The sequence below is a fragment of the Allocoprobacillus halotolerans genome (assembly GCF_024399475.1).
Classification (GTDB): domain Bacteria; phylum Bacillota_I; class Bacilli_A; order Erysipelotrichales; family Coprobacillaceae; genus Allocoprobacillus; species Allocoprobacillus halotolerans.
The window spans coordinates 222,589-238,161 of the sequence record NZ_CP101620.1 but is presented as its reverse complement, the minus strand read 5'-3'; the positions used below and the strand labels follow the sequence as shown (position 1 = coordinate 238,161).

Here is a 15,573-nt window from a genome sequence, read left to right as displayed (position 1 = left end):
AATATGCCAAATAATACTATAAGTATTTTAGATTTGGATACTTATGAGATAAAAACTATTGAATTAAAGTACCAATATCCAAATGATTTATTAATTTATGACAACCAATTGATAATTTCACATACTAGTGATGTGGATCCTCAAGGAAATATGTTGTCAATTGTAAATTTATCAGATTTTTCTGTTGAAAAAGAAGTAAAGTTAGATGTAAAAGTCATGAGATTAGATCTGTATAAAAATAATCTATTAGTTTTAAGTCCAAAAGATGAAAAAAATATATCAAGAATATTTGTTTATGATTTAAAGAATAATTTTAAACAAACAGACAATCTAGAATTGAATTTAAAAGATAATGAATATCATTCATGCATTTTTACAAATCAAGATAATGAATAGTCTTAAATGTATATTTATTATTTGTCTAAATAAGGGTATGAAAAATTTAATAAAGCAAAGTAAAATTCAAGTTATATTAAAAATAAAGATATTATTTTATATTAATAAAATTTTAAAAATTGAGTAGTGTTACTTGCTTGGTGTCGTCATCACATTAGTGTGATGACGATTATTTTTATAATAAGTAAAAAGTATCCAGTGAATACTTTTTACTCTTGGGCATTTCCCCGCTGCTTACTCTGAATTGAAGAAAACAGGTGTTAATCTCAATCTTCTTTGGAATGAATATTGTAATCATTGTATTTCTAGAAACGATATTCTTTGTGGGTATACAAAATTTTGTGAGGGTTACTCTGAGTACTCATCAACATTACTGACATCAAATTGAAGTTTCTCCATTTTGTGATTTGTTTTGGATGAGGTATGTCTACTAATATGATATTGCTTAGATATTGTATTAAAAGATATGCCTTAATCAATTGTATATATAGCCCTAAATTAAGTTTTATAGCCATAATAAAAACTTCTTTCATATAATATTAGAAAAGAATTTTATAATATTATAATAATATAAAAAAGACCATCTATAAAAGGATGTGCTGTTCATTGCGAATGATCATCTAGTAAGAAAAGGTTGAATAATAGGTTGATTAAATTCTAAAAAAGAACCTGATTTCAGTTTAAAGTTTTGTTTGTAGTAATAAACCTTTATTTCTTAAGATATAAATATTATTTCATTAGAATAGGTGATCTAATAATAGTGAATTATAAAGGACTTACAAGTTGAATTAATTATAAATTTGTTATGACGAAAATATATTATCATTGTAAATAGAGTTATGGATATTAAAATATTGCATGTTGTTCAATGATAATGCATCTTATGCATAAACTCTATATAAAAAATTAATTTATTTTATAATATTTATAAAGATATACTTGATTGACTACATATCACAGGAATATGATTACAACTTTAGAAAAAGTATAAAATCATGCTTTTATGTTCAAAAATAAAGTGATATGTTATTACGAATTATATGGATTGTTTTAATGAATTGCAAAATGATTATATATTAAAATAATTAAATAAATATTTGTAAAAATAGAAAATAATAAACATAAAAATATTATTATACAAATTTATGGATAATTGTTATTAAAGCATTATGATATTATATTTTTTAAAGAATATCTCTAGAGGTATTTTCTCTGGATATATTTCTTAAAAGCAAATAAAAAATCAGTTTTATGTTTTGATAAAATAAATTTTGATATAATTTTGTAGAAAGAATTACAAAAGATTTGATGTGTATACAAGACTTTTAAATATTAGTTTTATGTGATTCTTTTTATATATGTTAAACTTTGTATAATTACATTAATAAATAAATGTAGAAGGGGGATGTAGGCCAATAGTAATTAGAAGTGAAGTGATGATTTTAAAGAAAGGAGGATTCAAATGCTAAAATTTAAGAAAATATTATTAGTTATAGTTTGTCTATTGGTTCTTCTTATTGGATTATTTTTTCTAGATAAGCAAACGACTTATATTATTGCCTTAAATCAAAATAACGTAGAAGTATTAAATGATGACATCATCATAGAGATGAGTTCAGGAACTTCAATGGGTTACTTTAAAAAGGCTGAACTAGAAGAAATGGAGGAGGGTATTTATAGAATTGAAGCATATTTTTCGTTATTAACAGGGGAATATTCTGGATATAAATACACAATTGATAACTCAGATAAACATATTAAAGAGATAAGACAATATAGTTTAGATGGTTCGGATAACTATACTGTTATTTATCAAAATAAAAACTAAGGGAGGAAATTATATTTATGAAAAGAAAAGCAATTTTTAATAAAATTATGATTTGTTTAGCAATGATGATAAGCTTATGTACCATCAATTTATCTAGTGTTTTTGCTGCGTCTAACACATTAAGAATTTCGATATATTCTAGTGTAAACATTCCAACTTCAAGTGCAAGCTCAGGATTGGGTGATTCGCATTCCTGGGTTGTCATAAAAAACTTAGGTTCTTCTTCTGTTAAAATAGGAACTGAAACTCTTTCTAGTGGTCAAAGTTGTACAATTGGTCTTTTTGGAAATAAGTCTAAAAAAGGAATCTGGTATAATATTGAAGCAAATGATAGAACAAAATATCTTAACAATGGTAATACTGTGTATTTAACAAAAACTGTTTCAGGAACTAACGTTGTAAATAATATTGTAAATACAATGAATAATAATAATTATTGGGGGTTACTTCATAATTGTGCTCATTTTGCTGTCAAGATTTTTAATGCTCCTGGGGGCACAAAAATCACCACATCAGCTGATCCATCAAGTTTGAGAATTAGAATTATGGAACATTCTGGTTATAAAACAGGTACTAATCATACAGACTTTGTCAATTCTAAAAAAACAACGAAATGGTATTCTGTTGGTGCAGTAAGTAAAGAAGTCACAAATGAAGAAATTTTAAATGGTAAAATTATAGATGGAGATAGAACTATCTTAATAAAAGATGATAAACTAGTATTTTTTAATGAATAAAATAACTTTAAAAGCATACCCCAACCCTACGATTATTTAAATTACCTAAAGTAATTACGTTGTATTGATGAAACGACCTAGAGATTAGGTCGTTTTTTTGACGTTTAATACCTTCTATTTTATTTTCTTTTTCTTGGAGTTCCTGTTTTTCTTATTTTATGTACATCCAATATCTTTTCGCTGTATATTTCATACTTCTTATAATTTACCATAAATAAAGATGAGAAATTCAAGTTATAGAGGAGGAGTGCATTATGAAGCGACATGTATACAAATTAATACTGGAGGAAGACAATATTAATAGAATACTTGAAGAAGATGAAGTGTTGGAAGAAATTCTGGAATATCTCAGCAACATGTCAAGACGAATGGAACTCATTCAAAGCAAAATAACCAGAATAGACACTGCAATCCTTGAATATTTCAGTGTCATGTACGCATTGTGTTAATCAAAATGACAACAAATATTTATTCCAATTCCTTCATTGTATATGACGGGTGGCGAGAGCCGCTCTGTTCGCTATATGAGAGCCACCACCAAACCGCTAGTTAGAGCCACATCGTCCGATAAGAGAGCCAGTCCATACAGACTGGCTTCTTAGCTATTTGAGTTTTGAATATTCTTCTCTCATGGAAGTACCTTCCAATAATATTTTATAAGAACTATTGATGATTCGATCTAATATTGAGTATTTCACTAAAAAGATGACACCGTTTCACTCATTTGATGACGTCATCACACTAGTGTGATGATAAAATGTCACTATAGATTTGACCATAGTGGCATCTTTTTATTAATTCTTTTTTGTATTCTCCTTGATTTGTCACCCTTTATATGAATAGTATATGAAGACGATACTATTCTATCAAGTATGTGATTATTTCACAATCTGGTCTTGGCTGTAATTCTTCATTGTCATTTTTGTTTTTTGGGAAGATGGTATGAACAAATTCTTCGTTTGTCATTTTTGAAGCATCTTCCCAGGATAATCTGATACTGTCGGTTACAGCCTTGATTTTTCTGATAGTATTGCGAGATGTAGATAATAGTTTAGATATCTCATTTTGAGACATTCCTAATGATATATATCTAAAAATCTGCTTATACTTTTCTTCATATTCTTTTAAAACAAAAAACTCCTTTCGCTATAATATTTTTGTAGATTCGATGCCTATCTACAATTCAATATTACACCAAAAGGAGTATATATTATATGATTGGTCAACCTAATCGGAATGATTGGTCAGTTTTATCAGAATGGATGATCAACTTAAATCAGAATACTTGATCAGCTACGCCATAATAATCAGACTTCACCTGTTAATCGATCATACACATTCATGGTACTGCCACACCAGTCCACCATGACTCTATCACCAGGTTTGTGATTGATATGCATGGTCAATTTATGCTTCTTGACATAATCATTGTACAGCTTATTGAATTGAGTGCGATGATAATAGGGAAGTTTTGCATCGGTACATGACATAACGTATTCTTCCCATAATCCTTTCAGAGTTGTACCAGGCTTTAAAAGTTCCTTATGGACATATTCAAAATCTGGGACCTGCTGAACAGGAACATACTTTTTTCAGGAAACAGAAGTTCATCGAGAGAGCTATCATCCATCGTTTGAAACTGAACCCAGCTCAATCCAGTCTGATCAGCAGCTTTAAACACTTTACTAACAATATTACGTGATAAATGTAATGAGGAAGCAATCGACCTCTGGTTTTCGCCCTTAAATCTCCTTTCTAGAATTCTTTTGATTTCTAGCATAAAAAACACCTCCTATAAGTTTGCAAGGTAGATAAAAATATCTACAAATTAATATTACAACTTATAGAAGGTGTTTTCGATTGTTTAATTTTATTATCAAAATGGCTCTCATAGCGAAATAGGTGGCTCCGAAAAACGGACAGGGTGGCTCTCAACAGCGGTCAGCATGGCTCTGTTACACCGGAATATTCACTTCATTGATTCAGATACTAGATTTATAAATTTTTTATATTTTGTCGAAATTGATATAGCAATTTCACCAAAACAAATCATTAAATTTATAAATCTTCTAAATCAATGAATTTTCTCGGCATAAAATAATGTGTCGTCAATTTCACTGAGACATTGTCGTCACTTCGTTAACATGGTGTCGTCAGCAAGCTGAAATATTCAATCCTTGATGATGAAGATATTAGATTCTAAAAAAGGTGGATATTTCTCAAGAAGTATCCACCATTATAATTCTTCAGTTGTTTGGGGTACGATTTACCCCATGATAATCTAGACCCCAATAATTGGAGAGCCTTCGTTATTCTAGATTACCTTATTTTGTTGCATAAAATGCATGAGTATTTCACTCATTTTAGTAAAATGATTATTTCATGCGTTATGCACAACCGATACACAGTTTAAACACCACTTTATAATATTCAATTCTTATGTAAAGCACCATTAATACACATGATCGGCTCCATTTTTGTTATTGTGATATTGAGAGTGGCAGCCTCTCATCAATATAGCGAAAGGAAGGCTTTTATTATGCCTAAAAAAGTTTCTGTCAAACCTATTCTTGAATTATGAATATTTCATCTCTTTGACAACACTACTTTCATACTGAATGTTATATCAATTATTGCCTCTTAGCATTAAAATTATATTGTAGATTTTATCTGCAACGATTTTAATGAAAGGCTTTTTATGTTAAAAGAAAGAGAAATCATTCGTTTATTACATCAAGGAATCTCTCAATGTGAGTATTTCACTCATTTTAGTGAAATACTCACAAATATGATATTATTTGTTGTTAGAAAGATTATATTGATGATTCATCTAAAAAATAAACTATGATACTTAGACAGTCATTATTTTTAATTTTAACAGACACATTAGAATTAGGAATGTTTTGTAAAATATTCTGAAAATCAGATTTTATATTTTTTTCAATATTTGTTAATTCCTTTTTATTGTAATTTATTAAATTGGAAATAATAATTTGCTGACCAATTTTTTGTGATTTGAGAATGACATTTCGCTTATCAAAAGGGATGGATTGACTCAATATAATACTATAATCCAATAATTTAGAAAATAGTTCTACCTGCATTTCTAAGTTGATAAATGAAAAATCATTATATTTAATAGTGCTTATGAAATTAATTTTATTTTCTTGTAATTCTTCTATTTTGCTATTTATGACATAATTTAGGGCAAATGAATTAGTATAAATGAAATTAAATCTTTTAAATGTGATATTGATTAATTGGTTCAATTCAGCCTCTAACATTTTCATGTCTTTGTCTTTAAGATAGTTATTTATTCTATTACACTTGTGCATTAGATCATGTAAAAAATTGAAGTTATTATCATAATGATTTTTTAAAAGATTATATTTAGTTTTAATGAGATTTTCTCTATATAATGATAGTTCCAAATCAGTAGAAATTTTATTTGATCGTATTATAAGGAAAAATATTGTTAAAATTGAAAAATTTGATAATAGTATAGATACATATAATAACAACATTGTATTTGTGTTATTTATAAATGAAAAGTAAGCATCAAGTGTTGCTATAAAAATGATTGTGGCTAGAGGAAAAGTGAAAATAAGTATATAATAGATAGGAAGTAAATTCAATTGTAAATATTTTATGAATTTGGCATATATATAAGAAAATAATAACAATAACAGGACTGAAGTTATTAAACCTATATTATAAATAAAAGAATATGTCTTAATAATGTGACTATAACCAAAAAAGTAATTTATAATAACACCAATGATTAATTCAGATAGTAAACTAAATGCATAGAATGGGATAACTGCACATAGTATATTAAATAAATGTATTTTGAATTGAAGTAATATGTAAATTATGTAAGTGATAAAAATCATTAATGATTTTTGAGTTGAAGCGCCATTAATATTAATAAAACTGATTATTAAAAATATTAATAAAAATATAAATTTATCAAGATGTTTTTTGAAATTTCTGCTTTCTAAGAGTTCTTTACAAATATAATATAGAGAGATAAGGTTAAAAAAATTAGCAATTACGATATTCATAATTAAATGACCTCATGTAAATTATCCTCATATTTTTTAAGAAGTCAGATTTAAAATGTCTAGAAAGAGGAACGGAATCGTCATTTAACATAATGATGTCATTTTTCTTTAAAGCACTTATGTAATTTAAATTAATCAAAAAGGATTTATGTGGTTGAGCAAATGCAACATCTTGAGTGATTTGTATCCAATGTTTCAATGGATAGTTCGTTTGAAGTGTTTTTCCGTTAGTAAAGCGAATGATTGTTCTTCGATCATAAAATTCAAAATATAGAATATCTTTAAAATATATTTTGTTTTTTGATAATTTTCCATCATGGAATCCAAGAAGATTATTATGATATTTATGAATGATATTAGTCATTTCTATATCGAATTCTGACTGATTAATTGGCTTAATGAAATATCTTTCAGCATTAATTTTATATCCATCAATAGCATATTTCATATAATGGGTTGTAATGATAATAAGACATTCTGTTTTCATATCTCTTAATTTTAGACCAATATCAATACCGTTTTCATGAGATAGTTCTATATCTAAAAATAATAGATCATATTCATGAATATATGAAAACAATTCTTCTTTTGTTTGGCAGTATGTAATTGTATATTTTTCGTTGATTTCATTGAATAAACAAGCAATGCAATGTTCTAATTCTTTAATATCATTAGTGTTGTCATCAAAAATAAGTATTTTCATGAATTTTACTCCCCAAAATTTATTGTATAAGTATATTTTAAAACAATCTATTAAAGATTTCAAAAGAATCTATAATTATATTGATTTAAATAAGTATTGTTTTAAAATTGATAAACATATACTAAATGTTGATACTAATTCGATATAATAAATTATTTGAAATAAGAACTGCATATTTTTTGAACGCATAAGTATAAGAGCAGATGAGTATATTAAGTGTAATATTAAAGACAAAAGCTTGTAAAATCTTTTTTCATTATTCGATAAAATTTTTTCTTTACAGTCTACTGGGACGAAAATAATATAAAGAATAAAATTTATAACAATAATAAAAATTGCAGAACTATAATTAATTGGTATATAGTTACTGGCGTAAGGTGCTAATAAAGTTACAAATGCTGATAAGATAATGCAATAATACTTGTTTTTCATGTGAAATCCACCTATGTTTTTTCTAATAGGTATATAAAGAATAATAAATAATATCATACTAATGAGAGTATTGTTAAATATAGAGATAGGAATTATAAATAAAAAGTATATAAAATATGAATAAAAGAATTCAAATCCATAATTAAAGACATCTTTTTCAATTGTGATATTATTATCAATAAGATAATTATATATTTTATTTTTCATTATTTTTTTTGCTGTTCCTTTCCCTAAGATAATTTATTAAATCTTTCAAAATTTTATATGCTTGATCATCTATATTATACAAAGAAATTTCTAAAGGGGTGTTTTCTTTGATTAAATAGTCCGTAGTTATTCCGCATAAAAGAGAAATCGTTTTTATGTTTTCTACGGATGGTTTCGATATGCCATTCTCCCAGTTATAAATACTAATTCTACTTACACTTAATTTCTTTGCTAATTCAGTTTGTGACATACCTAGTATTTTTTCTCTCAAGAATTTTATTTTATCAGCGAAGTCCATTCTTATCCTCCTCGTATCTTTGCCTTAATAGCATTGCTAGATCATAGATTTCTTTTTGTTGGTCAAAAGGTAAGTCGTTTATTTGTAAGCTTTCTCTCGTTTCACCAAATAAAAGCATTTCAGTAGAGCATTCTAAAACATTAGATAATTGCACTAGTATAAAATAATCAATTGTTTTTAAACCAGCCTCCCATAATTGAATTGTAGAAATATCTTTATTAATTATAGTGGACAATTCAGGAATTGATAAGTTTTTATTTGTTCTTGCTTGTTTCAATCCATTATTTATAACATTTTTCATAAATTTTATTCTCCTTGATTGCATGTATATAAATTAGTATATTTCCCTTTAAATGTTTTGTAATTTACATTAGTTATTAAAATAGTATTATATTTAACAAATATTTAATAATTTGTATAAGTATTTACGATATATTGTAATTTAACTGCTTTTTATTCATATTTGATGATTCTTATTCTTTTGGTATTAAAGCTTAAATTGAATAATGGTAAAATAATTACGAGGTGAAGATATATGGAATATAGTATTAAAAAAATTTTTTGAATTTATTTGCAGGGTTACTAACTTTACTTGCAATAGCTGGTGTTAATAGTGCATGTAACGTTGTTTTTGGTCAACCTGAGGAACCTAAAACTTTATCAAGATATAAAAAAATTAAAGAGTAGTCACTGTTTAATTTGATTTTAAAGAATAATAGAATTTTATCTTGGTATTAAAGGTTAGGTGTAAATAATTTCAATTTAAAATCATATTTAAGGCAAAGTTTATAATTTTTCAAATCATCATTTATGCAAAAAAATTGGTATTTTTGTAATGATGATTTTTAAAAGAAAAAAGGTAGATAGTGGTTTTGAGTGAGTAAAAATGAGGTGTATTAAATTTTTAAAAAGATAATTAATATATTATGAAATCATCATATTTAAAAATGAGGTTTACTTGAAGATTGATGGTTTGTTTTATTAGAGGACCACCTCCAATAATTTAAAGAAATTTAAATTATTGGAGGTATAAAGTGTATAAGATTAATGACTATGAAAAAGAAGATTTTAAAAGAATAACAAATAAAGATGGATTACATACATATTTTATGAGAGTTAATCAAATATATGTAAAAGTAGATAAAGAGATATATTTAACTTGTCTTAGAAGTTACATGAAAATAAAATATAACAAAGAAAGAGAAGTAGCAAATTCGGTCCAATATTATTCGGACATGGATTTAGCTACTTCTTTTATTTTTAGCAAAAAGAAGTTTGATTTTGTTCATCAAATATACATTAAGGATTTAGCAAAAAAAGCTGTTCAAGAGATTTATCAATTACCTGATCAATATAAAAATATAGCAATCTGTATTTTTTTAAAGGAAATGACAATTTCAGAAACGGCGAATGAATTGAATATACCTGTTTCTACAGTAGGAAAAAGAAAGATAAAAATACAACAAATTTTAAAAAATAAATTAAAAGAGTGAGATAATTAATTATTTGTGTGTTGTGTTGCATCATCTATTTACACTTTAAAGCATCCTTGTGATATAGAGTGAATTTTTTAGTATTGTGTATATATCATGTTGAGTAACTGGTGTCGTGATGATGTCAAAATATTTATTACTATCTTTTCATGATCCAAGTACTGAATATATAGGTTTTATGTTTTAATGAAATTAGTAAATCATTTTTATCAAAACATACTATTGATTTTATAAATTCACTAAATCAATTAATTTTACAATATAAAATATTTTGTTTTTAATTTAGTTGAAGTATTGTTGTTACTTCATTAACATAATGCCATTATAATGGGCTTTTTATTATATATTAACTATGTTTACATTGCACACGATTGGTGATGAGGTTATGGATTAGATGATTGATTAATGTGGTATAAACGATAATTATTTTATTATTCATGGGTTAAGTGGGTGATATAATTAAACAGCAATATTTTTTTATTAGAGAGAAATAAAACAATATTATATGTTAAACCATATGATAATTTGAGAGCATTTGCGGATGTATTGAGAAGTTTTTAGAATGCAATCTTTGTATATTTATTACAATTGAAATATTTTTAAATCTTACATATAATAGAGAAATTTCCCAGTTAATATGTACTGATTGTAGTGTATATAATGTAGATATATATACACTATAGTTTTTTTATTAATTGTTTGAAGTTTCTTGATTCTAAACAAAATACTATGAGAAATGAAATGATTAATAATAAAATAATTATTGATTTCATCCATGAATTTTAGTAATTTTTTTCAATATTTTGGTGATGCAGTTGGAAATTTATATTTATATAGTTTTTTTTGATTGACCATATTATACAGGTCTGTAATTTTTCTCTTAGAAAAATTACAATTTTATGGTTGTTGAGTTTTCAAAATTTTTATAAATTTTGGATTTTTCTATGTGATTTTCTTACTCCTGTGGCAAGTGGTCAATCAAGTAGTTTTTTTGCAAATTTCAATACCAATTTTATATTTGAAATCTTGTACTTTTTTTAACGTTGATTATATTTTTTGATAAGTTGAAAATATGTGTCAGAATATTTCTTTTCAAGGGTATCATTTAAATTAAATTCACAAAAGGTAAAACTGTCCTGAAATGAGTTATCATTTTTATATGCAGAAATAGAAATAAAGTTATTAAAATGAATATGTTCATAAATTAAAAGAAAAAGTCGAAAAATAGAGCCCAATTCTGATTAGTTTTTGAAAATATTTTTATCAGTACATAGTAGAATAAATGATATTAATTAAGTGATTCTAAATATATGAATTTATAAATAAAGTATTACAAATAATAATTATTTTTGCATTATATTCAAAAAACTTACATTTTATTCAAAGAATATTATCATAGAACATTAAATTTGCTAGTCTATGTATAGAGATATTATATTTTGTAGAAATGGGAGGGGAGATAAAGAAATTTAAATGATTGATATTATTTTCATAGTTTAGCGACGTAAATTTTAAATATAAAAAAGAAAGGAATATAGCAGAATATTACTGCTATGTAAGGTATTAATTTATGAAAAAAATTTTGAGTTTATTTGTTTTATTTGGGATTTTATTTAGCAATATTGTACCCTCATTTGCAAACACTAATACTGAGTTTTATGAAAGAAATAAAGAACATATGTTAGGTATCTTAGATGATATTTTTGCCGATGGTACTGTGTATGATGATGGTCTTGATATAACGGAAAAATTTATTGATGAATATTTAGAAATGTACAATGAGGGGGAATACGATGAGCTTGCTTCTATATTAGCCTATAAAGACTATTCTTATTGTTATGGAGTACAAGAAATCGAAAGTCCACATACAAGAGCCGAAGGTGGATCTTTTCAAAAAATTATAAAAAAAATTATAGTAATCAGTTTTGGAATTATGGTCGTATAACCTATCAAAGCAGAGACGTTTACACAATGGCCAATTCTAATAATCAAGTTACGGGGTATAAGAATTATATTTTTTAGTAACTAATTCTACCGGACAACCTAGTAGTAATTTAGCGTATATAAGAATGCTTTACTATCCGCTTAATTGGAGTTCTGTTTCTCCTCGCACTGGCGTTCAAATTAGTGGTACAATAAGATTAAAAGTAGGAAGTTCTTATGTATATTTATATGAAGGTAGAGATTCAGGGACTGGGCTCTTACCACAGTTTGCAACTAGCATGGTGAGTTATGCACCAAGTAGTAGCTTAAAATTACCATCTAAAGACAGTGCATATATTAGATTGACAAGTATATAATAAATTTTCTCTTTAACAAATGAAAGGTATAGTTATGATTAACAGTGAAAAAGATTTTTTCAAAAGAAATACTATAATATTTTTAGTTTGTGTAATTTTTATTGGAACCATTTATTTTTTTATAATGAATAAAAATAATAGTTACTATAATCCGATAAAAGAAAGCAAGTTTTTGAATATTGAAAACACTGAGAATTCTGAATTTGGATACTTGTTAAAAACATATTTGAAATTACAAATATCGGGGTTACAGATGCTGACGAATGAGTTAGCTAGTAATCACAACCAATACGAAATGGATGCTGTGATACAAGATATATCACACATGAAATATTTTTATACAACTTCTCCTAATATTAAATTTATAGTTGAAAAAAGTCAGTTAAAATTTGTTGAATTAGATGAAAGTTACATTTTATCACGTGATTTTAATGAATTTATAATTCCAGATAATACTACTCCAATATTAGATATTACACAGAATGACTTATATAAAAAAATAAAGGATAGTAATTATGAATGGGATGTTTCAATAAGTTTCTCTGATTATGTATCTTTTGAAAAGATAGCAAATTTTATGAATGAATGTGAAAATGCAGAATTTGTATGGTTAGCTATAGATCACATAGATAAAGGGTATACGTATTCTATTGGACTTTCTCTGCTAGAAGATGAATTTAATGTGTCTTTGACAGGGAATGCAGAAAAAGAGTATCCTTATTTATCTTTGAGTAATACGAGGAAGTATGATTATAATGATTTAAAACAATCATATATTTCTAAAATTAAATTGCTAAGAGATCATTCTGATTTCTTAAATTTAATGCCAAAAGCAAATATCCCTAACGGTATACAACCAGATGTGATTAATGATTTATATAATTATGCAATTCAGAATGATTTTTGTTATGGTATTAGATTAATAACAAATTCACAAAATATATTATCTCTAATTGAAATGTTTGGTGCTAATGCGATTTATATACATAATTAATTAAATCAATCATATTTATAGAAAAAATGATGTATATAACACTTTTGATTGATTGTCTTAATAAGGATAAAAGTTTAAATTCTAATTTTCTATCAACTATAGATGATTTTCATGATTTTGAAAATATACATTTTTGATTTATCTGAGAAAAATAATGCATATCTTCATTATGATTTCAATCAAATAACTTTTTACGTTTGTATAAAGTTATATTACTAAAATATATTGTTAGTTTAATTAAAATATTATAGCTATATATTGTTTTTAGAAGTGGATTATGATTCACTTCTTATTTTATTGTGATGATATATTAATTTAATTATATAAAGATATTGGGGATATTTAAACTAAGCACAATTGTGCTAGTTATTTTGATTATAATAATGGTGTAAAACGTTTTACAAAATCATAAAAAGGGTAAGTGTGATTGTAGTGAATTATTCTATAGATGAAATTGAGCTTACTCTGAAATTCTATCCAATTTCAAAAATTCAATTAAGCAGATTATCTAACGATTGTTCAAAAACAAATATAAGTAAAAATACAAAGAATCAAATGTTTTACTATTCATTTATTATTGAAAAAGTTGAAATTTGGATGAGTAAACTTTTACCATATGAAAGAGAAATTATTGAACTAAGAATTACTAGAAAGAGATCTTTTGATTATATATCAATTCAATTTGGGTATGCAAATCATAGTTCCATCGTTAGAAAGTATAATGACATTTTGAAGAAAATTTATCTGGAGGAAATGAGAAATCATGATTAAATCATTGGAAAGTATTGAATTGATTTATTCCCTTATATTAACAATTTTATCAACATTATTAGGAGAACATTGGATATTATTCTTTTTATATCTTTTGTTGAACATAGCAGATAGTTTTACTGGTTGGGCAAAAGCACATATTAATAAAAATGAAAGTTCTTGGATAGCTTTAGTAGGTGTTATAAAGAAAGTATGTTATTGGTTTTTGATTTTAGTGGCTTTTCTAATACCTATGGCGATGCAGGAGTTAGGAGATATTATAGACATTGATTTTTCTGTTACTGTGTATCTAGGATGGTTTGTACTTGCTTCTCTGATTATTAATGAATGCCGAAGTATTTTAGAAAATCTAGTAGAAGCAGGATGTAATGTTCCAGAAATTTTAATAAAAGGACTTAAAGTTGCTTCAGATAAATTAGAAGGTGAGAAACAGGATGAGTAAATATATTATAGATGTATCAAAGCATAATGGAAAAATTAATTTAAGTAAGGCACAAAAATATATTGATGGTCTTGTAGCAAGATGTTCATATGGTTGGACAAGTTCTAATGTAGATGAACAATGGGAGAATAATGCTTCACAAGCCAATGCTTTAGGAATACCCTTATTTGCTTATCATTTTTGTTATGCTACAAATGAATCAGAGGCTAAAAAAGAAGCTCAATTAGCAGTGGATACTTGTAAAAATTACAATGTAAATGTTATCTATTATGATATGGAATACACTGATACTCAAGGCAATTTAACAAATGAAATGTATTATAAGATTGCAAAAACATTTTGTGATTATATTGAATCAAAAGGCTATTCAGTAGGAATTTATGCAAATCAGGATTGGTTTAAAAATAGATTGACTAACGAAGGATTTTCTAAATGGACATTATGGTTAGCAAATTATGGAAAGAATAATGGCTATGATAATTGGAACGGAAAATTGAAATATAATCCTTTTGGTCATGTTCTTTTACATCAATTTACGTCTAATGCTAAAAAAGGTGTTTTAAAGGGTATTGAAGGTATTAATTCTGAAGGATTAGACTGTAGTCTGGATTATGGTTTATTAGAAACGTTTTCAAAACATAAAAGTTCAAACGATTTTAATATAGGTGATAAAGTGAAAGTAAAAGCAAATTCTAAATGGTATGATGGACAATCAATAGCAAGTTTTGTATTTAAAAATGAATATGAAATTATACAGATTAGAGGAGACAGAGTAGTTATTGGAAAAAACAATAAAGTGACTGGTGCAATAGCACTGAAAAATTTAATAAAAGCACAATAGTGCTCAATAAAAGTATTAATATATAAATGTAGAAAATATACCGGTATTGATTCTATAAGAAGAAAGA

At 25.8% G+C, this 15,573-nt stretch carries 18 protein-coding genes; 11 read left to right on the top strand and 7 right to left on the bottom strand.

Annotation, left to right across the window (positions count from 1 at the left end):
- Positions 1 to 3 precede the first annotated feature (3 nt).
- The 4 genes from NMU03_RS01460 to NMU03_RS01445 all read left to right on the top strand — a co-directional run bounded on the left by NMU03_RS01460 (position 4) and on the right by NMU03_RS01445 (position 3,410).
- Positions 4 to 396, top strand: coding sequence for a hypothetical protein (locus tag NMU03_RS01460; protein WP_290140662.1), 393 nt, complete (start codon positions 4 to 6; stop codon positions 394 to 396).
- Positions 397 to 1,858: 1,462 nt separating this feature from the next.
- Entirely contained in the window at positions 1,859 to 2,224 is a 366-nt protein-coding gene (locus NMU03_RS01455; protein ID WP_290140661.1) for a hypothetical protein, read from the top strand.
- A gap of 17 nt (positions 2,225 to 2,241) precedes the next feature.
- Positions 2,242 to 2,961, top strand: coding sequence for a hypothetical protein (locus NMU03_RS01450; protein WP_290140659.1), 720 nt, complete (start codon positions 2,242 to 2,244; stop codon positions 2,959 to 2,961).
- Positions 2,962 to 3,215: 254 nt separating this feature from the next.
- Positions 3,216 to 3,410 (top strand): hypothetical protein, encoded by a 195-nt coding sequence (locus NMU03_RS01445; RefSeq protein ID WP_290140657.1) that lies wholly within the window; start codon positions 3,216 to 3,218, stop codon positions 3,408 to 3,410.
- 858 nt (positions 3,411 to 4,268) lie between these two features.
- Here the strand turns inward: NMU03_RS01445 and NMU03_RS01440 are convergent.
- From NMU03_RS01440 to NMU03_RS01415, 7 genes are all read right to left on the bottom strand, one after another.
- Entirely contained in the window at positions 4,269 to 4,451 is a 183-nt protein-coding gene (locus NMU03_RS01440) for a hypothetical protein (protein WP_211964667.1), read from the bottom strand.
- A gap of 41 nt (positions 4,452 to 4,492) precedes the next feature.
- The gene (locus tag NMU03_RS01435) at positions 4,493 to 4,741 is read right to left on the bottom strand and encodes a hypothetical protein (protein ID WP_290140655.1); all 249 of its coding nucleotides are present in this window, start codon (positions 4,739 to 4,741) and stop codon (positions 4,493 to 4,495) included.
- 1,033 nt (positions 4,742 to 5,774) lie between these two features.
- Positions 5,775 to 7,025, bottom strand: coding sequence for a hypothetical protein (locus NMU03_RS01430; protein ID WP_290140654.1), 1,251 nt, complete (start codon positions 7,023 to 7,025; stop codon positions 5,775 to 5,777).
- Positions 7,006 to 7,728 carry a LytR/AlgR family response regulator transcription factor gene (locus tag NMU03_RS01425; protein ID WP_290140652.1) on the bottom strand — a complete coding sequence of 241 codons (723 nt, stop codon included), beginning with the start codon at positions 7,726 to 7,728 and terminating at the stop codon, positions 7,006 to 7,008. Before NMU03_RS01425 ends, NMU03_RS01430 begins: the two co-directional genes overlap by 20 nt.
- A gap of 75 nt (positions 7,729 to 7,803) precedes the next feature.
- Complete coding sequence (locus NMU03_RS17480; RefSeq protein WP_353956647.1) at positions 7,804 to 8,367, bottom strand: accessory gene regulator B family protein; 564 nt, start codon at positions 8,365 to 8,367, stop codon at positions 7,804 to 7,806.
- Positions 8,357 to 8,665 carry a helix-turn-helix domain-containing protein gene (locus tag NMU03_RS01420; protein WP_290140650.1) on the bottom strand — a complete coding sequence of 103 codons (309 nt, stop codon included), beginning with the start codon at positions 8,663 to 8,665 and terminating at the stop codon, positions 8,357 to 8,359. Before NMU03_RS01420 ends, NMU03_RS17480 begins: the two co-directional genes overlap by 11 nt.
- The gene (locus NMU03_RS01415; protein WP_290140649.1) at positions 8,652 to 8,966 is read right to left on the bottom strand and encodes a helix-turn-helix domain-containing protein; all 315 of its coding nucleotides are present in this window, start codon (positions 8,964 to 8,966) and stop codon (positions 8,652 to 8,654) included. Before NMU03_RS01415 ends, NMU03_RS01420 begins: the two co-directional genes overlap by 14 nt.
- A 260-nt stretch (positions 8,967 to 9,226) precedes the next feature.
- On the opposite strand from NMU03_RS01415, the gene NMU03_RS17475 reads away from it, so the two are divergent.
- The 7 genes from NMU03_RS17475 to NMU03_RS01385 all read left to right on the top strand — a co-directional run bounded on the left by NMU03_RS17475 (position 9,227) and on the right by NMU03_RS01385 (position 15,506).
- A complete protein-coding gene (locus NMU03_RS17475; RefSeq protein WP_353956646.1) occupies positions 9,227 to 9,352 on the top strand; it encodes a cyclic lactone autoinducer peptide in 126 nt (41 codons plus the stop codon).
- Between the two features lie 347 nt (positions 9,353 to 9,699).
- Complete coding sequence (locus tag NMU03_RS01410; RefSeq protein ID WP_290140647.1) at positions 9,700 to 10,158, top strand: RNA polymerase sigma factor; 459 nt, start codon at positions 9,700 to 9,702, stop codon at positions 10,156 to 10,158.
- A gap of 1,570 nt (positions 10,159 to 11,728) precedes the next feature.
- Positions 11,729 to 12,103, top strand: coding sequence for a hypothetical protein (locus NMU03_RS01405; protein ID WP_290140645.1), 375 nt, complete (start codon positions 11,729 to 11,731; stop codon positions 12,101 to 12,103).
- A 389-nt stretch (positions 12,104 to 12,492) separates the two neighbouring features.
- The gene (locus NMU03_RS01400; RefSeq protein WP_290140644.1) at positions 12,493 to 13,452 is read left to right on the top strand and encodes an anti sigma factor C-terminal domain-containing protein; all 960 of its coding nucleotides are present in this window, start codon (positions 12,493 to 12,495) and stop codon (positions 13,450 to 13,452) included.
- A 423-nt stretch (positions 13,453 to 13,875) separates the two neighbouring features.
- On the top strand, positions 13,876 to 14,223 hold the full coding sequence (locus NMU03_RS01395; RefSeq protein WP_290140642.1) for a hypothetical protein: 348 nt from the start codon (positions 13,876 to 13,878) through the stop codon (positions 14,221 to 14,223).
- Complete coding sequence (locus NMU03_RS01390) at positions 14,216 to 14,665, top strand: phage holin family protein (protein ID WP_290140640.1); 450 nt, start codon at positions 14,216 to 14,218, stop codon at positions 14,663 to 14,665. The genes NMU03_RS01395 and NMU03_RS01390 overlap by 8 nt, the downstream gene beginning before the upstream one ends.
- The gene (locus tag NMU03_RS01385; RefSeq protein WP_290140638.1) at positions 14,658 to 15,506 is read left to right on the top strand and encodes a GH25 family lysozyme; all 849 of its coding nucleotides are present in this window, start codon (positions 14,658 to 14,660) and stop codon (positions 15,504 to 15,506) included. Before NMU03_RS01390 ends, NMU03_RS01385 begins: the two co-directional genes overlap by 8 nt.
- Positions 15,507 to 15,573 lie beyond the last annotated feature (67 nt).